24 protein-coding genes are annotated in these 26,075 nt (G+C 47.7%); 12 read left to right on the top strand and 12 right to left on the bottom strand.

The genetic code is table 11. The features are described 5' to 3' along the window. Positions 1–29: 29 nt before the first annotated feature. Positions 30–335: a hypothetical protein gene (locus CVT49_09785; protein PKK83194.1), complete on the top strand. Its 306-nt coding sequence runs from the start codon at positions 30–32 to the stop codon at positions 333–335. Here CVT49_09785 and CVT49_09780 read toward each other — a convergent pair. Next, positions 326–1,003, bottom strand: a complete 678-nt coding sequence (locus tag CVT49_09780; GenBank protein ID PKK83193.1) for a hypothetical protein — start codon at positions 1,001–1,003, stop codon at positions 326–328. The two genes, CVT49_09785 and CVT49_09780, sit on opposite strands and share 10 nt — an antisense overlap. 166 nt (positions 1,004–1,169) lie before the next feature. Beyond that, positions 1,170–2,381, bottom strand: coding sequence for a cysteine desulfurase (locus CVT49_09775; GenBank protein PKK83192.1), 1,212 nt, complete (start codon positions 2,379–2,381; stop codon positions 1,170–1,172). Positions 2,382–2,641: 260 nt separating this feature from the next. On the opposite strand from CVT49_09775, the gene CVT49_09770 reads away from it, so the two are divergent. Continuing rightward, positions 2,642–3,970 (top strand): hypothetical protein, encoded by a 1,329-nt coding sequence (locus tag CVT49_09770; GenBank protein ID PKK83191.1) that lies wholly within the window; start codon positions 2,642–2,644, stop codon positions 3,968–3,970. A 55-nt stretch (positions 3,971–4,025) separates the two neighbouring features. Here the strand turns inward: CVT49_09770 and CVT49_09765 are convergent, their stop codons facing one another. Continuing rightward, positions 4,026–7,208, bottom strand: a complete 3,183-nt coding sequence (locus CVT49_09765) for a hypothetical protein (protein PKK83190.1) — start codon at positions 7,206–7,208, stop codon at positions 4,026–4,028. Further along, positions 7,208–8,353, bottom strand: a complete 1,146-nt coding sequence (locus tag CVT49_09760; protein PKK83189.1) for a hypothetical protein — start codon at positions 8,351–8,353, stop codon at positions 7,208–7,210. Before CVT49_09760 ends, CVT49_09765 begins: the two co-directional genes overlap by 1 nt. A gap of 538 nt (positions 8,354–8,891) precedes the next feature. Between CVT49_09760 and CVT49_09755 the strand changes: the two genes are divergently transcribed. Both CVT49_09755 and CVT49_09750 read left to right on the top strand, forming a co-directional pair. Next, positions 8,892–9,782 carry a hypothetical protein gene (locus tag CVT49_09755; GenBank protein PKK83188.1) on the top strand — a complete coding sequence of 297 codons (891 nt, stop codon included), beginning with the start codon at positions 8,892–8,894 and terminating at the stop codon, positions 9,780–9,782. A 76-nt stretch (positions 9,783–9,858) separates the two neighbouring features. After that, the gene (locus tag CVT49_09750) at positions 9,859–10,743 is read left to right on the top strand and encodes a hypothetical protein (protein ID PKK83187.1); all 885 of its coding nucleotides are present in this window, start codon (positions 9,859–9,861) and stop codon (positions 10,741–10,743) included. 62 nt (positions 10,744–10,805) lie between these two features. Here CVT49_09750 and CVT49_09745 read toward each other — a convergent pair whose 3' ends face one another. The 4 genes from CVT49_09745 to CVT49_09730 all read right to left on the bottom strand — a co-directional run bounded on the left by CVT49_09745 (position 10,806) and on the right by CVT49_09730 (position 15,372). Then, positions 10,806–12,044, bottom strand: coding sequence for a hypothetical protein (locus CVT49_09745; GenBank protein ID PKK83186.1), 1,239 nt, complete (start codon positions 12,042–12,044; stop codon positions 10,806–10,808). Between the two features lie 691 nt (positions 12,045–12,735). After that, positions 12,736–13,491, bottom strand: a complete 756-nt coding sequence (locus CVT49_09740; protein PKK83185.1) for a hypothetical protein — start codon at positions 13,489–13,491, stop codon at positions 12,736–12,738. Between the two features lie 89 nt (positions 13,492–13,580). Continuing rightward, positions 13,581–14,105 carry a hypothetical protein gene (locus CVT49_09735; protein ID PKK83184.1) on the bottom strand — a complete coding sequence of 175 codons (525 nt, stop codon included), beginning with the start codon at positions 14,103–14,105 and terminating at the stop codon, positions 13,581–13,583. 127 nt (positions 14,106–14,232) lie between these two features. After that, the gene (locus CVT49_09730) at positions 14,233–15,372 is read right to left on the bottom strand and encodes a membrane dipeptidase (GenBank protein PKK83183.1); all 1,140 of its coding nucleotides are present in this window, start codon (positions 15,370–15,372) and stop codon (positions 14,233–14,235) included. 79 nt (positions 15,373–15,451) lie between these two features. Here CVT49_09730 and CVT49_09725 point away from each other — a divergent pair, with 79 nt between their 5' ends. Both CVT49_09725 and CVT49_09720 read left to right on the top strand, forming a co-directional pair. Continuing rightward, positions 15,452–15,877 carry a hypothetical protein gene (locus CVT49_09725; protein ID PKK83182.1) on the top strand — a complete coding sequence of 142 codons (426 nt, stop codon included), beginning with the start codon at positions 15,452–15,454 and terminating at the stop codon, positions 15,875–15,877. Between the two features lie 142 nt (positions 15,878–16,019). Further along, positions 16,020–17,297, top strand: coding sequence for a hypothetical protein (locus tag CVT49_09720; GenBank protein PKK83181.1), 1,278 nt, complete (start codon positions 16,020–16,022; stop codon positions 17,295–17,297). 171 nt (positions 17,298–17,468) lie between these two features. On the opposite strand, the gene CVT49_09715 is transcribed toward CVT49_09720, so the two are convergent. Continuing rightward, positions 17,469–17,888, bottom strand: a complete 420-nt coding sequence (locus tag CVT49_09715; GenBank protein PKK83180.1) for a hypothetical protein — start codon at positions 17,886–17,888, stop codon at positions 17,469–17,471. Positions 17,889–17,999: 111 nt separating this feature from the next. Further along, entirely contained in the window at positions 18,000–18,467 is a 468-nt protein-coding gene (locus CVT49_09710; GenBank protein PKK83179.1) for a hypothetical protein, read from the bottom strand. Between the two features lie 544 nt (positions 18,468–19,011). Here CVT49_09710 and CVT49_09705 point away from each other — a divergent pair. The 3 genes from CVT49_09705 to CVT49_09695 all read left to right on the top strand — a co-directional run bounded on the left by CVT49_09705 (position 19,012) and on the right by CVT49_09695 (position 20,984). Then, the gene (locus tag CVT49_09705; protein PKK83178.1) at positions 19,012–19,551 is read left to right on the top strand and encodes a hypothetical protein; all 540 of its coding nucleotides are present in this window, start codon (positions 19,012–19,014) and stop codon (positions 19,549–19,551) included. A 3-nt stretch (positions 19,552–19,554) separates the two neighbouring features. Further along, on the top strand, positions 19,555–20,265 hold the full coding sequence (locus tag CVT49_09700) for a hypothetical protein (GenBank protein ID PKK83177.1): 711 nt from the start codon (positions 19,555–19,557) through the stop codon (positions 20,263–20,265). A gap of 371 nt (positions 20,266–20,636) precedes the next feature. Beyond that, positions 20,637–20,984, top strand: coding sequence for an RNA-binding protein (locus CVT49_09695; protein ID PKK83176.1), 348 nt, complete (start codon positions 20,637–20,639; stop codon positions 20,982–20,984). A gap of 74 nt (positions 20,985–21,058) precedes the next feature. Here the strand turns inward: CVT49_09695 and CVT49_09690 are convergent, their stop codons facing one another. Beyond that, positions 21,059–22,564, bottom strand: coding sequence for a hypothetical protein (locus CVT49_09690; protein ID PKK83175.1), 1,506 nt, complete (start codon positions 22,562–22,564; stop codon positions 21,059–21,061). Between the two features lie 241 nt (positions 22,565–22,805). Between CVT49_09690 and CVT49_09685 the strand changes: the two genes are divergently transcribed. Together CVT49_09685 and CVT49_09680 are read left to right on the top strand one after the other, a co-directional pair. Then, positions 22,806–23,999, top strand: coding sequence for a hypothetical protein (locus CVT49_09685; GenBank protein PKK83174.1), 1,194 nt, complete (start codon positions 22,806–22,808; stop codon positions 23,997–23,999). Between the two features lie 188 nt (positions 24,000–24,187). Then, positions 24,188–24,643 (top strand): large conductance mechanosensitive channel protein MscL, encoded by a 456-nt coding sequence (locus CVT49_09680; GenBank protein PKK83217.1) that lies wholly within the window; start codon positions 24,188–24,190, stop codon positions 24,641–24,643. Positions 24,644–24,697: 54 nt separating this feature from the next. Here the strand turns inward: CVT49_09680 and CVT49_09675 are convergent, their stop codons facing one another. Next, complete coding sequence (locus CVT49_09675; GenBank protein ID PKK83173.1) at positions 24,698–25,450, bottom strand: hypothetical protein; 753 nt, start codon at positions 25,448–25,450, stop codon at positions 24,698–24,700. Between the two features lie 323 nt (positions 25,451–25,773). On the opposite strand from CVT49_09675, the gene CVT49_09670 reads away from it, so the two are divergent. Continuing rightward, positions 25,774–26,001 (top strand): hypothetical protein, encoded by a 228-nt coding sequence (locus tag CVT49_09670; protein PKK83172.1) that lies wholly within the window; start codon positions 25,774–25,776, stop codon positions 25,999–26,001. The last annotated feature ends 74 nt before the right edge of the window (positions 26,002–26,075 follow it).

The raw sequence follows: 26,075 nt of genomic DNA, 5'->3' as shown, positions 1-26,075 counted from the left end.
TTTATAGATGAATAGAAAGATATTTTTTTATGGAACTTGATAAAAAAGATAGGGATGTCATTACTATCAAACGCATGGAGGGTAAGATAAAGGCGTTTTACCGCCATTTACCGTCAGGCGTAACTTGGGCTGAATTCCAGTATTTTATGGATGGGGTTGTGCAATTTTTGACGGTAAATGCCCATGAATGCGCAGACATTCCCCATAATAATAGTAATCTTTTTAAATATGAATCCATTACCCCTCGTTGGCTAAATAAATTTGTCATATATTTTACCGTTGAAGAGGACGACGAGGGCGAATACATAATACTGCAGGATATTGATTACAATTGACGGGGTCGTGGAATGTGTTTTCCACCCGTTATCTTGAATATTTCTTCAGCTATTTGCCTATCTCTATCTGTGATATCTTTACTCTGCGGTATTTTCCAATAAATACGATTATATGGAATAAAGCCTTCATTATCGGAATATTCCCAAATTGGTAATCCATGTGACCATCTACTGAGATCGACCGCCCGTTCATTTCTCATCGTTTCAACCCATTCGTTAATAATTGCCAATTCCTCTTTTGAAAAAACACTCATATCGGGTGAACGCAATGCAATGGGTCTTTGTTGGGGGAAATTGCCTAATTTTTCTTCAGTAAATCTTAGTTCCCCATTTTCCACCATTTCTGCTGAAACGGGAATCATTGAAAATGGTATTGGTCCATTCTTACCTTTTTTATACTGCGCACCCGTCACTGGATTACCAAGTTTTTCGAAGGCGTCAAAATCAATTGCAAATAGAAGTTTGTTCAGTTTGGTTTTGCCACTATATTGAACATTTGCATAAGATCGGCTAATATATAATATTAGCTCCTTAAGCTTTTGACTGTTTTGCCTAAACTGTCGATTTGGAAATTTGTGTCTCATAGCCTCGCTTATAATAAAAGTATAAACTTTTTTTGCATTTGTAAACAAATTTCTTAAAATACAAGAAAACATTTTTGTCTCCATAAGTTATAACATATTTTGTGCCAACTTGTTAAATTATTTATCGTCATATTAAATAACAATCACATCAATATCTCAAATTAGGACACTACCGAATGGAAACAAAAGAGGCGGCTAACATATTACATGTCAGCCGCTTACTTGATTTATTGACTTTTGGGTCGGTTAATCAGCCCACTGCCCGCTCCGATGGGGGCTTGAATTTGCTTTTTTTACGGGCCCGCTCGGCGATATCGGCCATGGCCGCAATCGCTTTGTCAATATGCGTTTCGGTGTTAAAAGCTCCGATTGCAAAACGAACGCCGCCATGAATCTTGTCGATTCCGAGCTGGTGATGCACCAGCGGAGCACAGTGAAGCCCGGTTCGGGTGGCGATGCTGAAATCGACATCAAGCATAATCCCGACATTGCCCGCCTCGATACCATCGACATTGACGGTCAAAGTCGAGAGATGATTTTCGAGGCTGTCACAGCAATAGGTTATGACACCTTCGATGTTCCTGAAGCCATCGAGCAGTTTTTTGGTCAGTTTCATTTCCTGGGCATGAATCTTCTCCGGGCCGCCCATGCTTTCGATCCAATCCAGCCCTGCTTTCAGCGATGCGATACCAACCACGTTGGGGGTTCCGAATTCAAAACGATACGGGAATTCCTCGAGATGGTACGGATACGCCGAGCGGACACCGGTGCCGCCGGCGCGGGTTTGCCGGATCTGAATTTTTTCGCGGACACACATGCCGCCGATGCCGGTGCTGCCCATCATCGATTTATGACCCGTAAAAGCCAGCACATCGACATTCATCTTTTTCATATCGATCGGAATAACGCCGGCGGTCTGCGAGACATCGATACCGAAGATTATTCCGTTTTCTTTGCAGATCCGGCCGATTTCCCCGATCGGCTGAACGGTCCCGAGAACATTGGAGCCATGATTGACCATTACCAACCGCGTGTTTTTCTTGAAGGCCTTCTTGATATCATCGGGTTCCATAAAACCCTGTTTGTTGAACGGCACATAAGTAACTTCGACGCCCGAATCACGCACCAGCACATTGATGGGGCGGATGACCGAGTTATGTTCGAGATTCGTGGTCACAACATGATCGCCGGATTTGAGCAATCCCTGAATGATCAGGTTAAGCGAATCGGTGGCATTATAGCTGAAACACAATCTTTGTGAGGCGGAATGGTCGCCGCCGAAGAAGGCGACCAGGCGTTTTCTGGTTTCTTCGAGGATGTTTCCGGCCTCAATAGCCATGTCGAATCCGCTTCGCCCCGGATTGACCCCGCATCGCCGATAAAATTCGACCATGAAATCATACACCTGCGTCGGTTTTGGCCATGATGTCGCGGCGTTGTCGAGATATATTAATTCTTCCAAAACTTACTCCAATCTTTAGGCTCTCTGTCAACAAACAAAGTTAGAAAATAAGCCAAGCTTCTAACTTTATCAAGCAGTTTCTTGATTGCCGATGGGGCGATGGTGATGAAAATCGGACTATTTATATCCCGCAAAATATACCGGTAATCTGGCAGAATCGCGTCTTCTCAATTATAAGAGTTGCATTTATCGCGGTAAGTGATTAATTTCTCCATTCAAATGCGGTATTATTTCTGATTCCGGGAGGTAAGAAGGACACTATGTTTAAGCCCCTGTCTGTTTTGTTTATCACAGCTATTTTTGTTTGCTCAATATCTTTTGCGGACGATAATACCGGACAAGTTAAAGAATATCCGAAATTTAAATTAGGTTTCTCTGAAAGATTGCGCCTGGTCACCTGGGATAATGCCATTACTCTTTCCGAAGAAACCAATGGAACCAACGCCTTCACCCGGCACCGGACATCGGTGATGGGACAATTTTATGCTAATCCCGATTTGGAACTGGCCCTGAAATTAACCAATGAATTCCGCTACTACTTTGTCCAGACTGCCAGGAAATATGGCCTCGATGAGATATTTATCGATCAGCTTTATATAAAGTGGCACAATAAATATTATCTGCCCGGGACACTGACGCTGGGAAGGCAGAATATCCTGCTGGGCGAGTGGTTCACCTTTATGGATGGGAGCCCGCTCGACGGCTCACGCTGCATCTATTTCAACGCCGCCCGTTACGATTGGAATATAAATAAAAACTGGCATCTGACATTGGCCTATGTTTATCAGGATACTACCGATGAGTACCTGCCGACAATCAACGAACGTCATCAGCATTTGATCGAACAGCCTGAAGAAGGCATTGTGGCCTACTTATCAGGTCAATTCCCTGATGGCAATAGAAAATCTGTCTATGACGCTTACTATATCCGAAAAAATATCAAAAGAACAACTCTCGGAAGTTATGAGTCAAGAATTAACACGGTCGGTTCGAGAGGGGAAATAAAGCTGGATGATAATTGGCTATTGGCCGCCGAGGCGGCATTCCAGTTCGGCAAATATATTGGAATAGATGGGCGCAGAAACCGCAGTGCGATCGGTACCCACTTCCATGTCGATTACAGTATCGACCTCGATGAAAAATTTCGACAGACATTGGTGCTGGGCGAAATATACTTAAGCGGCGATAACCGGAGTACGGCCACTTATGAAAACTGGGACCCGTTGTTTGCGCGCTGGCCGAAATGGAGCGAGTCATATATCTACACCCAGATCAATGAGGGCGGTGTCGCCAACTGGACCAATATGACATCAATCTACGGCCGCGTGATATATAAATTCGGTGACAATCTTAGTTTCAATCTGGATTATCATCATTTGCGGGCGATTCATGCGATGTCGGCGTCTTCCTCATCTGTATTTGGTGCAGGTATAAATCGCGGCCGTCTCATTATAGGGAAATTCAATTATCGAGTAGATGAACATCTGACCGGACATTTTCTCTGGGAATGGTTCGATCCGGGCGATTTTTATTTCGATGATGCCGACAGCTATAGCTGGGTTCGGGCGGAATTAATGTACAGCCTGTAGAAAAAAAAGATCGGGCCCGTTCAGGCCCGATCCCGAAATAGAGCAACCGTATCAATCAGGTTTTTTCGACAAGCAACTCTTTATTCTTCAAAAATTCGATTTCTTTAATGGCCGGCTCGACCTCTTCGGGCGAAGCTATCCGCCCGGTTATTAAAGCCTTGAACTTCATCCTGATGGAATTGAAGATGAGGAACGATGCGGGAAGAATTACCAGCAAAATAAATGTCCCGAAAATCAAACCGTAAGCCACTGAAACCGCCATGGGGATCAGGAATTGTGCCTGCCGGCTGGTTTCCAGAATCAGCGGCGCCAGTCCAAACGCGGTCGTAAGAGTGGTCAGCAGAATCGGTCGGAGACGAGCCAATCCGGCCTGATAGACGGCATCGACCACTTTGCTGCCTTCACGCAATTTGCGATTGATTTGATCAACAAAGACGATGCTGTCATTAACAATAATACCCGAAAGGGCAATCATCCCGATAGCCGAAAGAATATTGACCTGAAAGCCGTGAATACCATGACCCCAGATGGCTCCAAGAATACCGATTGGAATCAACGAGAAGATCATAAGCGCTTGGGCCAGCGACCGGAAGACCAGGATGACCATGATAAGCATTATCAGCAGTGCGGTCGGAAAAGCAATCATCATCGATTTTTGCATTTTCCCTTCTTCGCGGGATTGCCCCTCGAAAGAGGCCCTGACTCCGTCAACCAACCCCATTATTCTGGGCAGGACATCTTCGTTTATTTCGGCCAGGATAGGCGGCAGGTCTTCATTGACATTTGTCTGGTTGGCCTCCACCCTGATTTCGCGTTTGCGATCAAGATGGCTGATACTGGTGACACCGCGTGCAATCGTGTATTCGGCTAATTCACTGAAGGGATATTCGGCACCGTTGGGGGTTCTGATTCGCATGTTGTCGAGATTGCTCAGTGATGAGCGATCCTCCGGTCGATAACGCACCCAGACCCTGATTTCATCGCGGCCCCGCTGGATACGCTGGATTTCCTTGCCGAAGAAACCCTGCCGCACCTGTCCCACGATATCTCCCAGATCAAGACCAAGTGCAAAGGCGCGGGGTTTGAGGGTGATATTGACCTCGCGGCGCCCTTCCTCATCGGTGTCGGTGATATCCTTCAGCGAACTGAAATTTTGCAATTCTGCCTTGAGCAGATCACGCGCCTTTAATAACTGCTCATGGTCATTACCCAGCAGGCTGATAGAAACCGCTTTACCGAAACGGCCCCTGTCGCCGAATGTTATTTCCTCGGCCTCGGGTACCCGGCCGACCGCTTCCCTGATGCGGTTCGCGATCACATAACTTTCAGTGTTGCGGACTTCTCCATCAAGCAACTGACAGGTAAGATTACCCGTATGACTGCCGGTCTCGCCGAAATCATTGGCGCCGATCTCGCGCTTGATCCCCAAAATAACATCCTGTCCGTCGGGACGCTCGCTCTTCATTTCCTCATTAACCTGCCAGCAGACTCGCTCTATCCTTGCCAGAAGAGAATCGGTGTCCGCTTCCTGGCGGCCCGCCACCAGAGTTACATTGATGGGAATGGTGTCGGAATCGACATAGGGAAAGAAAGTCGTGCCTATAAAGCGGCCTCCGAGCAATCCGATTGTCAACATCACCATCGCTACCGGCAGGACGACGGTAATCCATTTGTACTGCAAAGCTGTCCGTAATGTTGGCGCATATATTTTGTTGGTCAGGTAGTCGATGCCCTTTTCGATCTTCGCTCTCACTCCGGAGACCTTCTGACCACGATTCAATGCCTTTGAATGAGCCAGGTGCGAGGGCAGAATAAAAAAGGCTTCAAAGAGTGAAACCAGCAGTGAGGCAATTACCACCAGCGCCATTTGCCACATGAATTTGCCCATGATTCCCTGGATGAAAAAGAAAGCGGCAAAAACCACTATCGTGGTCATCACCGAGGTGATAACCGGAGTGGTCATTTCCAGTGTTCCATCGATCGCCGCTCTCAGAGCATTTTTACCCTTCTCGTAATGAACATATATATTCTCACCGACCACAATACCGTCATCAACCAGAATACCGACGACAATAATCATCCCAAACAGTGAGATGACATTAATGGTGATGCCCATCGCGGTGGCGATAATAAACATTCCGGCAAATGAAAAAGGAATACTGACGGCCACCCAGAACGACATTCTCAGGTTCAGAAAAATCCCCAGTGCTATCATTACAAGAATCAATCCAAATATACCGTTCTTGACCAGCAATTCGATTCGCTGACGCAACGGAATGGTCCGGTCATCAAGAACCTCGGCTTTGACATTCCCGTGGGTGGCATTAAAATTATCAACCTCGGCCCTGGCCACATCGGCGATGCCCAGAATATCTTCCTGCTCGGTCTGGTCGATATTGAGAACGAGGGCGGTACGATTGTTGAAATAAGTCTTATCGGGAATATCTTCCCACTTTTCGCTGACCTTCGCGACATCCCTAAGACGCACAACCGTGCCGTCGGGATTTCCCCTAACAACGATATCCTGCAACTGGCCGGCATGATATTCCCGCCCCCAGGTTCGGATTAATATTTCTTCGTTATCGGTGTCGAATTTCCCGCCTGATATATTAATGTTGGCATTGTTGACGGCTGCGCTAATTTCATCAAAAGTCAATTGATAGCGGCGCATATCCGTTTCCGAAACTTCAATAGAGAATTCCAGATCGGGTAATCCCGAAATGGAAACCTGCGTGATTTCGGGAGATTCCAGAAGGTTGTCGCGGAATTCCTCGGCAATATACTTAAGATTATAGAGATCGGTGTCGCCTGACAACACGACCGACAGCGAGCGGCTACGGAATTTCTGGGCAAAGATAAGCGGTTTTTCGGCGCCAATCGGGAAAGAGCTGATGGCATCGATCGCGTTTTTGACGTCGTTGGTAACCTTATCGATATCAGCGCCATATTTTATTTCGACTGTGACCGATCCAAAATTTTCTTTAGATACGGAAGTCACCCGCTCGACCCCATCAAGGCCGTCGAGTTGCTCTTCTATTTTGAGGACGACCCCCTCGGCGACTTCATCCGGCGAAGCGCCGGGATAAATAACCTGGACCGAAATTGTATCCGGTTTTATTTCCGGGAAAAAGGAATAACGTATTTGACCGAAGGCTATCAGTCCGAAAATCATTATACTGAACAGGAGAACGGTCGGCCAGATGGGATAGCGAACCAGAAACGATATGATTTTATTCATTACTGACTCCGCTCCGGCGATAATTCTTCCCTGGGCAGTGCCGGCATGCCGGGAGCCACGCCTTGCATAAGATCAACCACCACCGTATCGCCTTCTATCAATCCATCGGAGATTATGATAGTATCCCCTTCCTTGCGAGCAATGGAGACTTTTCTGGCGGTGAGGGCTCCATTCTCGATCAGATAGACCAGGCTGTCACTGTATATGGCATGGCGCGGAATCGAGACTGCGGGATAAATTTCGATACCGGGGATGGTTGCCGTAAGAAATACCCCGTCATATAGGGGTGTCCCATTATTTTGTCGAACCACAATATAAATCGGGATGGTTTGGGTCCGCTGATCGATAACGCTGCCGATACGACTGATTGTCCCCTTCCAGGTTCCTTTTATGCTGCTTGAGGAAAGCGCAACCGGGGTCCCTTCTTTGAGCCATTTGACTTCATCCACCGTCACCGGCAGCTCGACTTCAAGGTTTTCCAGATTGATAATTTGTCCCAGATGACTGCCGCTTCGGGCGGTTGAGCCGACCCGCATATCGGCGGACACTATTGAACCATTGAAGGCGGCATAGAAATAATGTTTTTCAAGGGTAATCTCCATGTCCTTTATCGAATAGTATAATTTATAGACATTGAACCGCGACAGGAGCAGTCTGATTCTTTGATTATCGGTTTCAGGAAGTGGCGCCATCCGGCTCTCGAAATCGCAGGCATCGAAATAATCCCGCCAGACTTGATATTCGCTGGGGAAATCCGACTTAATCTCGGCCAGAACATTTCCAAGGGCGGAGAGGAAATCACTTTTGGCGCTGTTTATATCGAGCCTGATCTGGCGATCATCAATTTTTAACAAAAGATCGCCCTTTTTGAATGATTGGGCGGGCCGAAACGGGATATTTCCGGGCATCAAAGTCCCGACCACCTCGCTGTAAAGATCAACCGGCTGGGCACTGACTACTTTTCCCAGCCCGGAAACAGTGGTAACAATTCGCTCCGGGTGCGCCACCAATATCTCAACAAACTTCGGGCGAGCTTCCGGCGCCCGTCTGGGCACATCGGAGCGCATGCTTATAAGAATCATCATTGCGGCAAAGCCGCCGGCCAGGATAAGAACGGGAATCAAAAAAATAACTCTTTTTTTCATTTTATAACCCCTTAAAATTTTTCCGCATGGACAACATAGGCCCCCGGGGACTAATATTCTAGGAACAGTAATTCTCCTATAAAGTTCGCAAAATTTTTTCAAAAATTATTTAAACAAAAAGTGAAATTGGGATGCACTCTCGGTCATTCAAAAATATTCAAATAGGTGCGATACCCCAAAAAGCCCATCTCCCGGGCTGGTTCCTTATGCAACAATTTGCATTCATCCGGGAAGAAATATTATGCCTTGCTGCTTAAAAAGAGGGCCGAAGCCTTTTTTTTGTTGCTTTTATACGATTTATGTATACTTTGTCTTTAATGGGATTGGATTACCGGATATTGCATCGCTTAAAAAGCTTCTTTGTTTATAGCCCGCGCTGTTAGCAGGTTTAAAAAAATATGACTCTTAAATTTATCTACAATATAGACTTCATTGTCTATGCAAGTGATTATTTAAACTGATATATAGGAGGATTTAAATGGCATGATTCTGTCCTGACTCTAACCACAAACCACAAATATCAAGAGAGGACTTAAAGATGAAAAAGCTATTGATGCTTCTTTCCATTTGCTGCGTCCTGTTGCTGGTTTTCGGGTGTAGCGAATCGCCCCGGGTAACCGAACCCACCGGGCAGACATCCTTAGGAACTCTGGTCCAACGTCCGCAATTCATTGAAAACCGCCCTGAATCGGTTATTCAGCAGCACATTCTGGCCACATCGACCTCACTTCTGGCCGAGAAGAGACCTCCTAAACCCCCACCGGATACAACCCCGACCGGTGATGATCCGAATCCCAATCCGGCGCATAAGTATGCCTATATTGTCGGTATCGCCGATTATGACGGGACTGTCAACGATTTGCAGTATCCGGATGATGACGCGATGGACATGAAGGCTTATTTCCAGAGCCAGGGTTTCAGCATAAGAATGGACCTGAACCGCAGCGCCACTGCCGATGCTATTGTTGCCGGCCTTCAATGGCTGGTGGCTTCGGCCCAGCCGGGCGATGAAATTCTCTTTTCATATTCCGGTCATGGCGGCAAAGCGCCCGGTTACGGTTCCAGTATTATATCGACCGACCTTTACTATGTCACTCACGGCTATGTCATGCAGATTTTCAACTCGGCCAATTGCACCAAGAAGCTGGTTACGCTTGACGCCTGTGTGATCGGTGATTTCAATTCCGATTGCCAAATCGGCTCAATTGTGGCAACCGCGTCAAACAAGACCAATTCTTACGATGCCCCCGATTTGAAAAACGGCGCCTGGACATATTACTTCGTCGAAGCCGCGGCCGGTCTCGGCTACCCGTATGCCGAAGATGTCGCGACTTATGCCGAAGACGGTATGAGGGCCTGGGCATCACAGTATAATCTGAATGTCAGCCCCAAGCATACCGATAAATACACCGGAATGTTTGACATGTAAAAAAGGGATTGGCTCGAAAGGGATCAATAGCTTGTAAACAAAAACCGCCTAATTTGACTGTGAAGAGGTAAAAGTAATGAAAAAGCTGTTTCTGCTCTTTGCTCTTTGTTGTTCACTCCTGCTTATCTTCGGATGCAGTGAGACTCCTCAGATCACCGAACCCACAGGTGATGCAACCATAGGCGTAATGGTCCAGAGACCTCAATTCATTGATAGCCGTCCCCAGACGGTGATCGAGCAATTCACCCTCAACTACACTGAGTTGGCGAATCAGATCTACAAAAAACCCACCCCGCCGCCGCCGGATACAGGCGCAGATCCTAATCCCAATCCCCCTCATAAATATGCTTATATCGTCGGCATTTCCGATTATGAAGGAACCGCCAACGATCTGCAATACTGCGACGATGACGCCATTGATATGAAGGCATATTTCCAGAGCCAGGGCTTTACTTGCCGGATGGATCTGGACCTCAATGCCACCGGCGATGCCATCACTGCCGGCCTGCAGTGGCTGATTGATAACGCTTCGCCGGGTGATGAAATCGCGTTCTCTTACTCCGGGCACGGAGGAAATGCGCCATCCTATGGATCAAGCCTGATTTCAGCTGATTTGTACTATGTCACACATGGCTATGTCATGTCCTATTTCAATGCCATCAATTGCAGCAAGAAACTGGTCACGATTGACGCCTGTGTGATCGGGGATTTTCATGATGATGTGGTAAGTGGTACTTTTATGGCGACCGCTTCGGATGGATCCTATTCGTACGATGTTCCCGCATTTGAGCACGGCGCCTGGACATATTTCTGGCTTATCGGGGTCAACGACCTCAATAAGATTTTTGCCGAGGATGCCGCCGTTTATGCCGAAACCGAAATGAAAGCCTGGGCCAAGCTTTATCATGTCAGAGTAACCCCCATTCATACCGATATGTATGATGGTATGTTCGATATGTAAGCAATACCTTTAGCTTAAAAATAAAAAGCCCGTCATCGTGACGGGCTTTTTATTTAATACTTTTATCGCCAGAATATTATGATTGGAATATGTAAAATCGCCCAGATGCCATAGCGGACGGCCGTTGACTTCCTGGTGGTTTTCGAGAGCGCCCCGAAATAAATACCCTTCATTATCGTATTACTCATCATCGAAACCAGAATGGCCGAGACGATCAATGCCTGCACCTGCGTCGACTGCTCGACCAGCGACAGAATAAAAGGATCGATATCGGTCACACCGATAAGGCCGGCCAGGGCCAGAATTCCGGCATCACCGTAGAACCGCTGCATGAGGATGGTCGCCACCGACATCACTACAAAAAGCGTGGCAAAAATCAACGCCGGCTTGATTTCGAACGGGTTGCGAAGAGTGCCCACTTCGGTTTTGCCGGTCGAAATTGAGCTTTTTTGTATGGAGAGCAAAAATCCGATGGCCGACAATACCAGCATCTGCCACCAGATATATTCAACAAACTGCGGCCGGATCAGCCAGACAAGGACCAGTATCCGCAAATACATGACGCTTCCGGCCAGAATCGATGCCTGCAGGGCACGGACAGCCTGATTCGGATGCTGCTGGGCGATACGCCCGACCGCAATGCTCACCGCGGTGCTGGAAACAATCCCGCCGAGCAATCCGGACAGCCATAAACCGATCCGGCTGCCGAATTTCTTGGTCAGAAAATAACCGGCAAAACCGATGGCCGATACCAGCACGACAATTTGCCAGATATTTCTCGGGTTAAGCCGGAACTCGGTGTAATCCTGATTCGGCAGAACCGGCATGATAATCAATGACACCAACAGGAATTTGATGACCGCCAGAAATTCGGCCTTGTCCAGCTTCTCCACATAGCTTTCAAGCTCGGCCTTTTCGGAAAGGAGAAAGGTCCCGATAATTCCGAGCGCCATCGGCACCCAGATATCGCCCAGAAGGCAGAGCGCGCCGATAACAAAGGTCATCATGGCGGCCACTTCGCTGGTCCAGCCGACATGCCCGGTTTTGAGTTTGGCCAGATATCCGACCAGCGCCAGCGCGCCAAGCGCCAGCATGCCCATCGGCAGCGCCCACGGAACATTGACACGCACCAGCCAGGCACAGCCGAAACCGTAAGCACCGATCAGCGAATAGGTGCGCACCCCGGCAAAGACGATCCCCTTGGTCTTGAACCCGGAACTTTCGCGCTCGAGACCGATCAAAAACGACAACCCCAGCGCGATAAAGAACCTGAGCGAATATGGCAGTGTTAAATCTTCCATAACTTTCTAAAACTATCTAATAAATAATTATCAAAAAAACTAAAAAAAACTAAAAAGCCAATAATTTAAAATATCCGTCCCACACTATACTTTCGACAACTTTTTTCAATTCTTTGGCGTCGGTTTGATTACTCAAATAATTCGTGCACGGCCCGCCGCGGCGGATCCACAGGCCTACTGAACTTCCAAGAGAAGGCTCTGCCTCTTCTTTTGTATGTCACTGCTGTACATGTGATCGGCGTTCGCCGCGGCGAACGCCGCGGTCGGTCTGAGGACCGACCGATCACAATACCATGTAACATACCCCCATTACAAAATCACTACCAATTTGATGGTAATTCCAACCGGGGGGTATTATAGAGGAGTGTTTCTTTTTTATGGCTATGAGTGTGTCAAATCGCAAGGGTGCCCCACCCGCCTCGGCGGGCTGTGGGTTGGTATGCTATGGCAATAAGCCTCATATTCGTGAGTGTCCCACACTGGTTGACCGTCTTTCAATTTTTGCCGGGGAATGGGCCGTTGAATTTTTTAAAAAAGCAAAAACAAAGCCAATTTCGTATAAGCGGATGAGAGTTAATATAGTCCAAATAAATTCACCTGAAAATCGTCGCCCCAAAATGACAACTTGATGTCAATCTTGATGATTTTGTGTGCGGCTCCACATCCACCCATCGGCTGGTTGCGTTGCGCCCTACCCGCAGAGGACGGCGCCGCCGTTGACATTAAGAATCTCGCCGACCACGAAAGTCGATAAGTCGGACGCCAAAAACAATATCGGGCCGGCCAGTTCTTCGGGCGTGCCCACCCGGCCCATGGGGATCAGTCGCAGAATATCAGCGACCTCATCGCTTTCCAGCGATTCCCGGCTCATGTCGGTATCGACCCATCCGGGCGCGACACAGTTAACCCGGATATTGTGCATGATCAGCTCCGGCGCCCATGATTTGGTCAGGGATATAATGGCCCCTTTGGAAGCGGCGTAAGGCGAGTGAAAAGCTTCGCCGCGCTGACCGGCGGTCGAGGAGATATTTATGATATTGCCCGATTTCTGCTTTTTCATGTGCGGCACCACCGCCATGGTGGGATAGAAAGTGCCGAGCACATTGATATCAAGCGTCGCTTTCAGCCGGGCTTCGTCCATGCCGTCGATGGCATTGTATTCCCAGATACCGGCATTGTTGACCAGCACATCGATCCGCCCGAACTTGCTGATGACATCATCCACCATCCGGTTCACCTGGCCGCGGTCGGCGATATCGGCCGCCACCGTCATCGCCCGGACACCATGCTTCTCGCACTCCCGCTTTACTTCCTCGGCCGCGGTGGCTTCTTTGCGGTAATTTATAATGACGTGGCTTCCGGCTTGCGCAAACATTATCGCCGCCGCCCGGCCGATTCCGCGCGAGGCGCCGGTTATCAATGACACCTTATTTTTGAGACTGATCATACGAATTTCTCCCCTGTGATATTTCCTTCAAAATATAAAATACCAATTTAACGCCGACGGGGAGATTTGGCAAGCGGCGTCAGCGGATATCATGAAAAACCGCTTCGGTTCAAATATTCGTTCCTGACCTGAAAAATCTGCCCGGCGTGCTCGATATCGTGGTAGATATCGTACCACAAAACCTGCCAGACGGTTATATCTTTGCCGATATCGCTTGGCTTCGGGGCCGGTTTCTTGAGATCCTCCGGGCCAAGCAGGTCCAGCTTTTCGCGAAGCAGCCGATGCATGGCTTTCAAGTATTTCCGAAGCTCATCGGCGTTTCCCGGAATGACCAGCTCATCCCATTTCTTTTTTCCCGGTCCGAAGAGCATGTCGAAATGGATTTCCTTGCAGGCGCCCAGATGCGCCGCCAGCCAGCCGATGGTTTTGGGGCCGGGCGGGGTTTTATCGGCGGTGTGGAAATCGAGGCACCAATGCCCTTCCCGGTCACGCAGGCCCCAGGAACCGGGGGCGGGTTCCCAGTGAATCATGCTGTCATCGACACCATCCATCGCCCGCTCCAGAAACCGCCAGGCATCGTCCATCTGATAACGAAGCAGTTCTATGAAAGTCATGATGACTCTCCTTAAACATAAGGATATATTTGTATGGAAACTAATATGTCTCTCTCGCCTTATTTGGCGTCAACAGAGACTTTCGATAATCAATAATATATACGCAAACTACCCTAAAAATACAATACTATGAGCAAACCTGCCGAAAAACCCGCATAAAATTGCCGCCCAGAATCTTCCTGATGTCATTTTCGCCATAGCCCCGCCGATTCATCTCGCGGGTTATGTTCGGCATCTGGGAGCAGTCCCGGAGATCGGACGGCGGAATGAATATCCCGTCGAAACCTGACCCAAGACCGACATGATCCGGCCCGACGAGCCGGACAATATAGTCGATATGATCGACGACCGTGGCCGAAGACGGCATATTATCTCCGGCGGCGGCGGACACTTCGGCGATAAACCGGCCAAGAAAAGCGAATCTCCTCTGATATTCTTCCTCATTCATGTCCTCAGAGTAATGCTCGTCGATATCCTTCAATTCCTTCAGGTAGTTTTTGTAAACTGCCGACGCAGCCTCGGCATATTTTTTTGAAAGGATATCACCCCAGAAATTGATACCCATCATGCCGCCGTTTTGGGCCAGTGCCCTGATCTGATCATCATTTAGATTACGGTTATGCGGGCTGATGGAGTAAACATTGGAATGCGAGGCAATTACCGGCTGGGATGAGGTCTCCAGCACATCGAAAAATGAAGCCTTCGAGATATGCGACACATCAATAATCATCCCCAATCGATTCATCGTCCGCACCACCTCACGTCCGAATTCGGACAGCCCGGCCGGTTCGTTCTCGCTGTCGGAACATGACCGGCACCAATCCAGCGATTGGCAGTGAGTCAGAGTCATGTACCTGACTCCCTGATGATGGAAATATTCAAGATTTTCCAGGCTGTTTTCGATAGCCATGCCGTTTTCGATGGCCAACAGGGCGGCGATCCTGCCTGATGCAATTATCTCCTCGGCATCGGAGGCATCGCGACAAACAGCAATGTCACCGGGGTGTTTGGCCATTTCACTTATAAGGCACTTGACCATACTGTCGGCTTTGCCAAACCGTTGTCCTTCAGGCGTGAATATACTTGCACAGCAGGCAAAGGCCTGGAGATTTATACCGCCCGCTTTCAGGCGTGGAATATCGACATGATATGACTCATGCCGTCTGGAGAAATCATAACCCCGCTTCATCTGCAAAACTGTATCGCAATGGAGATCGGCCACTAATGAGGTTTCGTGAATCCTGTCGGGATCGATATTCCTTGTCATATTATTCCAAATATTTTAGTAAAATTCTGCCCAATATAGTATTGCATTACCAAATATCACAGATATATTTTATATTTATATGTATGAACGCAGGAAGCTGAGAAAATCGCCCCGATACACGCCTCCGCGCGGAATTAAATTGGAACGGCGGCGCCGGTTTGAACCGACAATCGCCACCAAGTCAGGTATTAATGTCCGCTCGAAGTATGAGAAAAAATGCGCCGATTTTCTGTTCGAGAATAAGATTGAGTTTCAATATGAGCCATTGATTTTATTGGCCGGAAAGCAGTACCGACCGGACTTCTTTCTTCCGGATCAAAATCTTTTTCTGGAAATCTGCGGATATAATCATATGCCGTTTTACGTTGACCGGGTCGGTTTCAAAAGACAGCTCTATGAAAAACACAATCTCAGGGCTATCTTTATACATTACAACGGAAAAGGCTCTTTGGAAGAGGAGTTGAAAAAGTCGCTGGCGGCATATGGATTCCAATTTCGGCAGTAATAATGCTGTTCTATTTTCCAACACCCTAACCCCGATTTGCCGATTTTCCCTGAATTTATCGTAAAATCCTTCAAATCCGCCCGGCTTTTCCGAAAATCAATGTATAAGTCTATTTCTTTCTTGTAAATAAGAAGAGGGAACGGTGCGTCTGGACAGAATTCTCATCGATGAGCAGCTTGTGACCGATCAGCAGATCGAAGAAGCGCTGGAATATCAGAAGCGATACGGCGGCCGCCTTGAAACGCATCTTTTTCGATTCGGATATGCCGATGAAGCCGCGCTCCTGAAAGCCCTTTCCCGGCAATTCAACTGCCGGAGCGTGAGTCTTGGTTTTCGCCGGATACCGGAAAATATTCCGAACATGATTCCGGCCGAATTTGCCTTTACATATATTATCCTGCCCTTTGACTATGATCCGGTCGGAAACAGGTTGATGCTTGCCTGTGAAAAACCGCCCGATGCCCAACTATCGGAGAAACTCGCGGCCCTGTATCCTGATAAAAATTTTGATTTTTATATAGCTCTCGGCCCGGCTCTGAAGGCAGCCATTATAAACTGCTACAGGAATTCCCTGGCCATACCGACGCCGGGGAAAGACACGCGCATGGCCGAGATATCGGATATGGGCCAGGCCGACCCCATGCCATCAGAAAAACATGATAAACATACTCGATTGCTCATTTGCAATGATAATCATCGCGATATAGCATCTCTCGAACAGTCGATAAAGGAGCACCGGTTCGATTGTACTCAGGCATATTCAATATCCGAATTTGTCGAAAAGCATGAACAGCTCCGCCCGCAAATAATAATATTAATTAAATGCGGTACAGTCCGGGATGTCACCGAGCTGGTCGGGGGTATAATTTCCCGCGGGGTGTCTATCGACCAGACCCCCTCCCTTCTCCTTTCTGAAGAACACCTGATCGACAGCCTGATGCACACGCTTAATATCGGAATTGAAGATGTCGTAGCGCTGGATACCCCTCAGACAATCGTTCTTAAACTTAATCGAATTCGAGCCCGCCTGGAAATCGAGAAGAAACGCCGTTTGAGTGTGATTCAGGATCTGGGGACACACGGCACTCTTGAGGACATGAATGTAATCGATATCATTCAGGCAATGGGGCCGAGCGAGAAAACGGCTCGAATAAGCATCACCGGCAGCGGGAGTCATCTGACCATGTTTCTCGACCGCGGTAATATTATTTACGCCGAGTGCGAGGATAAGACCGGTGCGGAAGCGGTCTATTTGGCTATTCCCTGGGATAAGGGAATATGGAGTGTCGATCCGATCGGACCGGAGGAACTTCCGGAACCGAATAATTTCCAGAGCAATGAATCAATATTGCTCGAAGGCTGCTACCTGCTTGATGAATCAAATCGCGACAGTCAGTTTGAATGTGATTTTTTGCAGTAATACTAAAATTTGACAAAAGTCGAATATTGTCGGGGCCGGGTTCCGAGGTGATTAGACAGCGGTGGGCAATTCGGCATTTCAATACAAATTTGCTATAGAATGTCGCGTTGCCCGAGAATGACAACCAACTTTGAATCCGGTCCTTTTTAATTAATTCGACTTTCGGAAAAACTACTCTCCTATATCGATAAGCTTCGATTTATCCCAGAGATCACCCAGAATGATCGCGGCCTCGCGATCGGCATCAACAAGGAAATCTTCGCCAATGAGGACCAGGTAACCGGCGCTGATCGGGAATATCGAGCTGGGACCGGTTGTGCCGATCGGCCCGAAATGACCCGCGCCGGATCGGATAATAATGGGAATTCCCTTTGACCGCAGGGCTTCTTCAAGCAGGTCGGCATATTGCACCGAAGTCAGGAGAGCCACCGGCACCCAGCCCTCGGCGTTCTCGTCAGGCGACTCGTCCGCAACATCATCGGATTCCTTTTCATTTTCGGGAAGAAGAACATCAACCAGTTGTTCTTCACAATCCGGACAAACCAAAACCTCGGGCAGATATTCGTAGCGGCATTTGGGACAGAATGGCATAATACCTCCTATGTCATTCTGAGGAGTTTATTCAAACACAACAATTTCTCTCAATATACCATATTGGGCGAAAATTATTCAATAAAAGAAAGCCGGAAATATTATCTGATGTCAGTCTATTTTCAAATAATATTTAAGCTTGGGGCCGGTGAAGATGAATCCTTCCCTTTCATAAAATTTGACCGTGCGGATCCAGCGCTCGCCGCTCGGGGCGGTGACATCAATCCGCTTCCAGCCTCTTTCAACAGCATACTCCTTAACGGTATCAAGCAGCCTTCGGCCGACTTCCCGCGAGCGAAATTCCGGACTGACATAGAGCTCGTTGATAATTCCATAATTACCACCGGCATAAATTGCAAAACATTCAGCCAGTGTTATCACACCCGCCGGCTGATCATTCATGTCACAGGCAATAAAAACCGTAAACCGATTCTCATTCTCCCTCCAGGCATCGACTATCTTTTCAATATCGGCCTCAGCGGAGGTCTGTGGCTCATCTCCAAGTTCTTCCAGCAGGCGATTGACATATTCAATCACGAATTCCGCCTTATCAATTCCGGCTCTTATAATTTTTATCATCCTTTATCCATCCTCTGATAATCCAAATATAATTTTATATGGTGTTAAATGCAAGATAGCAGAGGCAACACGACCCTATTTAACGGAGTTTGATATAGATAGGGGGCTGTTGAAGAAACAATAAAATAGCTGCTTAATGCCCCAATTGAGGGGGGGACCGGCTTACGCACGGCCCCCCTTTTTCCCTCCCCCGCTGGCTTCTCAATTATTTCATGAGAAGCGTTGTCCTTAGGTCGATCCAGACAATGGAGGCACGGGATTCTCCCGTTGTCTGCGCATTTTATATAGCGGACGAAAGAGTCGCTGATCTCTTTAGCCTGCTTCAAACCGATCGGAATTACCAATAAAAACGGCAGCCGCTCAGTGTACTAACTTACTCCCACCTGCGACGCATAACTGCTTCCCAAGTAATGTGTTTTTAAATTCGATATTCTTACAAATAGCATCCAGATTTAATTTGCGAAAAAGTCATATCCTTGCTATAATGACATTGAATTTGAGGGATATTATTAAACCGTTAAGAATTATCTGTTTATAATATATAATGAGCATCTTGAACGACCTTGTCCGCCGGGCTCTGGCTGGTGACAAAGAGGCCGAAAATGATATTTTTCGCTTTTTATCAGTAAGATTTCGACTTTTTGTCAGACAGAAGGTTGGTGACGTTGAAGTTGCCGATGATATTGCCCAGAAGGCGTGCATTACGATCCTTGAGAAATACAAAACGGAGAAATTCTCGGTCGGTTTTGAAGCCTGGGCCTATGGCGTATTGAAAATGGGAGTTAAAAACTATTTTCACGGTATGACTGCGGACAGAAAAAAAATTAATGCCATTTTGCCGGATATGGATGATGCGCCTCAAACCGGGGAAATCGAGCCCGCAACTGAAATGGCACTGCATAAATGTCTGGAAAAAGTAATCGCCATTAATAGACGATATGCCAGAGTTCTGAATCTGGCGTATCAGGGATTTAAAGCGGATGAAATCTGCCTGAAGCTGGGAGTCACGAGAAATAACTACTATGTCATACTCAACAGAGCACGCTCCCTGTTATGGGAATGTTTGAAAGGAAGAACGGAATAGCAAATGCTGAAGTGTGTTGATGAAAATATCGGTGCTCTGTTGCATGCCTATGAATTAAAGACGCTCTCGGATGAAGAGACGGAGCGGTTTGAAATTCACTTGCTGCATTGTGAGCATTGTTTTGACAAAGTCAGGGAATTCGAAAAGTACTCTCGTGTCATTCTCGAAAGCAAAGCCCTGAAGACAACTCTTGGAGAAGGCTTCGGATGGGAGGAAAGACCAATGCAGACACCAAATGGGTTCTGGAAAAGGCTATGGCCGGAAGGCGCGTGGCTGTTAAAACCGGGTTTGGTTTATATACTGGTGATAATACTCGCAATACCGGCTTTTTACGGAATAAAAGAATTAGCTGATAAAGATACGGCATTAAGCGAAAAACCACAAATCGGACTGACCCAGGAAATCGACCTCAAGCTGGTACGATCCAATAATGGTTCCAAAGTTTTTTCGATTAGTTCCGGCCGCGAAGGTGTTATCAATTTTGTCTCAATCGGCTCATCTGAAGATAAGGCCTGCCTTGTTACGGTCACCGATGATTCCGGAAATGAATTGGCTCGTTTTGAGAATTTCAATGAATTCGATGATCAGGGAACCGGAAGGCTGGTTATCCCCAACAATCAGATGAAGCCCGGAGACTATTGGTTGGTTATTCGGGATATATCGGCCGACCCGAAATCGGAGCCGACCCGGTACCGGTTTAAAATCATCGAGTAGTCTTTGCGAACTCTTTCCAGAACCATGGCCGAAACCGTTACTTACGGAAATACAAGCACTTACAATATATTTAGGATCATCCCATACAGGCAGAGACGGTCTCGGAGCCGAGACTAAATTATACCTGATCAGATCCAAGAAAATGAAAAAATCGCAATAATTATATGGACTTTTTCGAAATCGGCGAATATATTTAGACGTTAGTATTGGTTTCCAAAACTGCTTTTTAGAGGTTTTGTTCTTTATCAAATTTCATAAAAAAGGGTCATAAGAAACCACGCGCAATGGTGCGCCTTAATGGGTTTATCTCGACGAACGCAGTCCCTGCCGGATGAGGTTTTATGTAGGGATAAACAAAACCGGAGTGTTGAATGAATATCTATGTTGGAAACCTGTCGTTCGATACGACAGAAGATCAGTTACGTCAGGCGTTTGAGAGCTATGGTGAGGTCTCAAGTGTCAACATTATTAAGGACAGATACACCGGGGAGCCGAGAGGGTTTGCCTTCGTAGAGATGTCCGATCGGGACGCGGCCACTGAAGCCATCAATGGCTTGAATGGGCAGGATATGAATGGTCGCACGCTGAGTGTTAATGAAGCGCGGCCTCGCGCCGACCGTGGCGATCGCGGCGGCGGTGGCGGCCGTGGTGGCGGCGGCGGACGTGGCGGCGGTGGCGGTCGTGGCGGCGGCGGCGGTCAGGGTCGTCGTAGCTGGTAAGAAAATTTATTGGTTTGATTGTCCAGTAAGGCAATCTGAAGAATCAAAAAGGGCCGGTCAATACCGGCCTTTTTTTATTTATATGCCTCTCTGGCCAGCTTGATCAATTCCCAGTAAGGCGGCAAATAGCCGTATTCCTGTTTAAATTTATCCGCGAGCACCATAAGCCTTTCCTTCGCCGCCAAATGTTTATTGGAGAACCACTTATTGCGCAGGGCGGCCGAGGCATTCATGCCCTCGGGAACCGGGCCAACCGCATTAAATTGATTTAGAATCATGCTGTACAGTTTAAGAACTCTTCCCGGAGGCAGCACATACCAGTCATAATCAAGTTGCTCACCATTATCGGCGCTTTCAAGCATAATGTCAACGACGGCATTGTCGAGCCGGTCCTTGTACAGCGTTTCGTAATCCCGCCATTCCGCCACCACCCGAAGCTGCGGGTCATACTCGAGATCGGATGGCTCCTCGGTCGTAAAATTCCTGACACCGAAGGCGGACAGCCATGATATGGCACCGGGACTTGAGATATGTGACAGCGCCGCCCAGAGATTGATACCGACATGACGGTAGTCATCAGAAACGACTTCGGAGCAAAATAGTCGTGACGGCTCTTTGGTATCCATGGCGAAATCATAAGAAATATGTTCGCTTACTGCCCTTTGCAGGGCATATTCGGCGGCTTCGTGAGGCAACATCGGGTCAGCGATCATTGAGGGCAAATCCGCACGAAGCCGGAGCACCATCACCCGCAGTTTTGTATCTCGGAGGTAATCATCAATCGTCGCGACAGCCACGCCCTTCTCGATATGCGATTCAATGATGGAGACACCGCCGGTGTTTTCATCGACATAGACCAGCGCAGCATGCGAGAAATTTCCGGGGTAGTTATTTCCGCGCGCTATCAGGGCAGAAGTCGGTGCGCCACCGCGGGAAATCAGGATATCGCCGCTGTGAATTTTGACGCCCAGTATTTCCGCCATAGGAGTTGCCGAAGATTCATCGACACCGGAAACAGTCTGGTGAATCAATTCTTTTGGAGCCTGCATCATCACTTCCTCTACAGCCGTCCGTCCGCCGTAAAGGAGACGATAAAGACAATTGCGTGCCGCCGGCGAATTCATATCCCAGCGGATGGACTGATCCTTCAATAGCCCTCTAAGCTGGCTGAAGCGCCGCATATATTCATTCAGGTTTTCCGGGCAGGCGGCCAGAAGCACCCCCTGTTCGAAAAAGGCATTTTCAAGAGCCGCGAACAGCGGCGCATCCGGTTCGAGTGTATCCGCTCTTAATGGTAAAAGCAGGCTGTCGATGGCGGCGAACCGATCGGATATAAGGGGCGCGAGATCACGGCAATCGGTCTGTCGGGCTTGCTTGAAAGCTGATTCAAGATGCGACCAGTATTCGTCGCGGTTCCAGGCAAAGGGCTCTTTTTCGCCTGCGACGGAAACGGGCCGACTCGAATCAGGAATAAGCAGTACCGCATAGATAATGCATAAAGCGATAACTATTCCGAACGACCATTTTGTCAATCGTGATTTCATCTTTCTGCTTATCCCCTTTCTCTGTCCGAACTTCATCAGGCTGGATAAAACTAAATTTAAACCACATGTGCCGAAAGGGCAAAATAAAACCGACTTAATTGCATATAAAGGCCATTCAGAATCAAAATTTGATATGATATTAAGATCAATTACTGGAATCGATTTATATTGCCAGTGCCCGCTGCAAATGACATATTATTGAGGTTTGAAAACAGTAATATTTGAGATTTAAAAGGAACTTGTTTTGGCTGGATTGGTTTAAGCCGTTGAGCCTGATATGATATTCTTATTTATTGTCATAATTGTTTTATCCCTGATGTACGGATACATCGGGTGGCGGCTGATTATCCCGGCCGCTTTCAGCACTCCGGTAAATGTTCTCCTGTGGGGCATCCTGGTCGTCTCGGTGATACTGCCTTTTATTCCGGTGATGCTGCGTTTTCGAGGAACCGGCGGTTTCTGGGTCGATACACTGGCCTGGGTGGGCTACCTCAGTTTCGGTTTCTTCACTTTGCTTTTTGCCGTCCTGGTCACGAAAGATCTGATACTTCTTCTTGGGACGGGCCTCCAGAAAGGGATATTTCTGGTCCGCCATATTTTTGATTCCGGCCCGGCGGCCACCGAGACTGCCGACCCAGCCCGTCGGCAATTATTGACCAATTCCATAAATGCCGGGCTGCTTGTCTTCACCGGCGCCCTGACCGGTTACGGCATGTTTGAGGCTCTGCGCAAACCGGAGATTGTCGAGCTTGATATCCCCATCAGGAACCTCCCGGAAGAATTCCGCGGCTTTCGAATAGTGCAGATAACCGACATTCATGTCAGTAATACAATCAAACGCAAATTCGTCCAGGCGGTGGTCGATCAGGTGAATGAACTGAAACCGGATCTGATTTCCCTGACCGGCGACTTGGTTGACGGCTCGGTGGATCAGCTTCGCGAAGATGTGGCGCCGTTGGCCAAGTTGGGGGCTCCTTATGGGTTGTATTTTATTACCGGGAATCATGAATATTATTCCGGGGTGGAGCAATGGGTCGATGAAACCGCCCGGCTTGGATTCAAGGTTCTTTTAAACGAGCATGATGTTATCGATCGTGGCGGCGCACGGATGCTGCTGGCCGGTGTCACCGACTTAAGCGGCGGCCAGTTCAGCAAAGCTCACATTTCGGACCCGCACAAAGCCATCGCCGACGCTCCTGACTGTGATGTAAAAGTCCTGCTGGCGCATCAGCCCAAGAGTATCTTCGAGGCGGCCAAAACCGGTTATGATTATGTAATTTCGGGGCATACGCACGGCGGCCAGTATTTTCCATATCACTTTCTGGCGGCCCTGGCTCAACCTTACATATCTGGCCTGCATCGTTATGAAAACACGCAGATTTATGTCAGCCGGGGAACCGGCTACTGGGGACCGCAGATTCGTATCGGCGCCCGCTCCGAAATTACCGTGCACCGGTTGATTCCCGCCTGAGAAAGATAAAATACAATCAAATAACATTGCCTATTCCGTCGTAGTTCTGTCCAATAATGGCCAATTTCTCTTGACGAGACACATTGATAAGATAATATTTCATCTGATTAGCAGAGGGGCATTTTCGCTGGTAATTCAGAATAATATTATTATATATCCACATATATCAAAGGAGTAACCAGATGGGGATGATGAAGGAATTCAAGGACTTCGCCGTCAAGGGCAATGTTGTCGATATGGCGGTGGGCATTATTATCGGCGCGGCCTTTGGCACCATTGTCAAATCGCTCGTATCCGATATTATTATGCCCCCGATCGGCCTTTTGTTGGGCAATGTCGATTTTTCAAACCTCTTTATCGTGCTTAAACATGGCGCCGAGGTGGTCCAGTATGCGACACTTGCCGATGCCCAAGCCGGCGGCGCCGTAACGCTGAATTATGGGATGTTCATTAACACCGTTATCAGCTTCTTGATTGTGGCTTTTGCAATCTTTTTCCTTGTGAAGAACATCAACCGCATGAAGCGGCAGCAGGAAGAAGCGCCCCCGCCTTCGCCGTCGACCAAGGAATGTCCGCACTGTTTTTCGACAATTCATGTCAAAGCTGTCCGATGCCCCAATTGCACCTCGACTCTCGGCTCATAAAGTAAGTGCGGGAAATTATAAGGCAGGATCATGAAGATCCTGCCTTTTTTTATATTAAAAGTAAACGGCGACTCCCAGTTTTATTCTTGAGGCGTCGAAATGGACACCATCGTCGAAAGCCGTAACCTCAGAGATCACGTAATTATCGGCGGTGTAATAATCCAGATCAAAAATATACCACTGATTTTGGAAGGTAAAACCATACTCCAGAAGCATGCTGAAATTCCGGGCCAGGAACCACTCCATTCCGACCGAACCCTCGACCCCAAGGCCGACCAGCGTATTGCTCTTGCATTCATATCCTGTCAACCAGTCATCGGGGTATGCGTCGTAATAAGCGATGGCAATATCGGAACTGGCTTCCTCGACACTCAATCTCGGCCCGAGCCCCCAGAAAAAATTCACACTGCCATGGGAGCGCGGAGTAAACATGTATTGCATGGACATGTTGACACCGGACAAATCAAAACTATGATTCCTGTTAAAAGAAAAGGCCAGGCCATCGGATATATACAATTTTTCCGGCGAATAATCTTGAGCTTGTTCCATAAATCCCAGATTGAATCGCACTCCGCTGTAGTCGGAATACTGCCGCATCATGGAAAACCTGATACCGTCAAACTCGTCATTATCATCATCGATTTTTTCATCAAAGGCAACCTGGAAGGCCCACAAATCCTTGGGATTATTAACGTGCCGTCTTTCACGCCCGCGAATATTGACTGCAAATGACACCTGATATACTAATGTCATAAGCATTGCCAGAATCAGGATTCTAAGAATTTTAGTGTGATTAAAGTAACGCATGGTAATTTTCCTCTTTTTAAACACCCGGTTAATGTTCGTCTTATCTAAAACAGAATTATGGCAAACCGTATGCCAATTGTGCAATCCGCTGATTAGTAATAGTTTGCATGGAAGCTGTCGAATTATTGCGATTTGGGCGCACAAAAAAAGTTCATGATTTAGGTCTGTTTGATGAGAAATTGGAATGCCCGAAAATCAAAAAAGAAGAAAACATTCAATTCCGGCAGCTGAAACAATTAATAATTAAGCAGGTATATAATATTAATGCTGGATAAACCTTGATTTAGATAATGATAATTATTCAAGATTGAAGAGGTTAATAAATGAGTGAAGCCGCTTTGATTTTTTCAACCTATGCCGAGTCGGCCGACCAGTTGTATGATGTCCGGCGCATGGCCGAAAGCATCCGGACATTTGGCGGGAAATTCGGAAATTCGCCGATCTGGGCCTATCTCCCTCAGGATGTTACTTCAGATGACGCGGAGTTGGTGAAAGACTTGCAGTCGCTGGAGGTCGTGTTGAGTACCTGTATACTGCTCCCCATTAATTGACAAGGATTGTTAAGAGAGTATCTTGTGGCTGATTTCACAAAGGAGATCAGTCATGAAGCGACGGCAATGGGATT

The sequence above is a fragment of the candidate division Zixibacteria bacterium HGW-Zixibacteria-1 genome, from assembly GCA_002838945.1.
GTDB lineage: Bacteria > Zixibacteria > MSB-5A5 > GN15 > PGXB01 > PGXB01.
The sequence above is the reverse complement of the archived record's forward strand: the minus strand, read 5'-3'. Positions and strand labels throughout refer to the sequence as shown.

Excerpts from the sequence above, each read along its gene's own strand:
- CVT49_09675 (PKK83173.1), bottom strand. The coding sequence starts at position 25,450 with ATGCGTTACTTTAATCACACTAAAATTCTTAGAATCCTGATTCTGGCA.
- CVT49_09760 (PKK83189.1), bottom strand. The coding sequence starts at position 8,353 with ATGAAAAAAAGAGTTATTTTTTTGATTCCCGTTCTTATCCTGGCCGGC.
- CVT49_09695 (PKK83176.1), top strand. The coding sequence starts at position 20,637 with ATGAATATCTATGTTGGAAACCTGTCGTTCGATACGACAGAAGATCAG.
- CVT49_09725 (PKK83182.1), top strand. The coding sequence starts at position 15,452 with ATGTATGAACGCAGGAAGCTGAGAAAATCGCCCCGATACACGCCTCCG.
- CVT49_09740 (PKK83185.1), bottom strand. The coding sequence starts at position 13,491 with ATGATCAGTCTCAAAAATAAGGTGTCATTGATAACCGGCGCCTCGCGC.
- CVT49_09745 (PKK83186.1), bottom strand. The coding sequence starts at position 12,044 with ATGGAAGATTTAACACTGCCATATTCGCTCAGGTTCTTTATCGCGCTG.
- CVT49_09710 (PKK83179.1), bottom strand. The coding sequence starts at position 18,467 with ATGATAAAAATTATAAGAGCCGGAATTGATAAGGCGGAATTCGTGATT.
- CVT49_09700 (PKK83177.1), top strand. The coding sequence starts at position 19,555 with ATGCTGAAGTGTGTTGATGAAAATATCGGTGCTCTGTTGCATGCCTAT.
- CVT49_09670 (PKK83172.1), top strand. The coding sequence starts at position 25,774 with ATGAGTGAAGCCGCTTTGATTTTTTCAACCTATGCCGAGTCGGCCGAC.
- CVT49_09780 (PKK83193.1), bottom strand. The coding sequence starts at position 1,003 with ATGGAGACAAAAATGTTTTCTTGTATTTTAAGAAATTTGTTTACAAAT.
- CVT49_09680 (PKK83217.1), top strand. The coding sequence starts at position 24,188 with ATGATGAAGGAATTCAAGGACTTCGCCGTCAAGGGCAATGTTGTCGAT.
- CVT49_09715 (PKK83180.1), bottom strand. The coding sequence starts at position 17,888 with ATGCCATTCTGTCCCAAATGCCGCTACGAATATCTGCCCGAGGTTTTG.
- CVT49_09730 (PKK83183.1), bottom strand. The coding sequence starts at position 15,372 with ATGACAAGGAATATCGATCCCGACAGGATTCACGAAACCTCATTAGTG.
- CVT49_09785 (PKK83194.1), top strand. The coding sequence starts at position 30 with ATGGAACTTGATAAAAAAGATAGGGATGTCATTACTATCAAACGCATG.
- CVT49_09735 (PKK83184.1), bottom strand. The coding sequence starts at position 14,105 with ATGACTTTCATAGAACTGCTTCGTTATCAGATGGACGATGCCTGGCGG.
- CVT49_09690 (PKK83175.1), bottom strand. The coding sequence starts at position 22,564 with ATGAAGTTCGGACAGAGAAAGGGGATAAGCAGAAAGATGAAATCACGA.
- CVT49_09755 (PKK83188.1), top strand. The coding sequence starts at position 8,892 with ATGAAAAAGCTATTGATGCTTCTTTCCATTTGCTGCGTCCTGTTGCTG.
- CVT49_09765 (PKK83190.1), bottom strand. The coding sequence starts at position 7,208 with ATGAATAAAATCATATCGTTTCTGGTTCGCTATCCCATCTGGCCGACC.
- CVT49_09705 (PKK83178.1), top strand. The coding sequence starts at position 19,012 with ATGAGCATCTTGAACGACCTTGTCCGCCGGGCTCTGGCTGGTGACAAA.
- CVT49_09750 (PKK83187.1), top strand. The coding sequence starts at position 9,859 with ATGAAAAAGCTGTTTCTGCTCTTTGCTCTTTGTTGTTCACTCCTGCTT.
- CVT49_09770 (PKK83191.1), top strand. The coding sequence starts at position 2,642 with ATGTTTAAGCCCCTGTCTGTTTTGTTTATCACAGCTATTTTTGTTTGC.
- CVT49_09685 (PKK83174.1), top strand. The coding sequence starts at position 22,806 with ATGATATTCTTATTTATTGTCATAATTGTTTTATCCCTGATGTACGGA.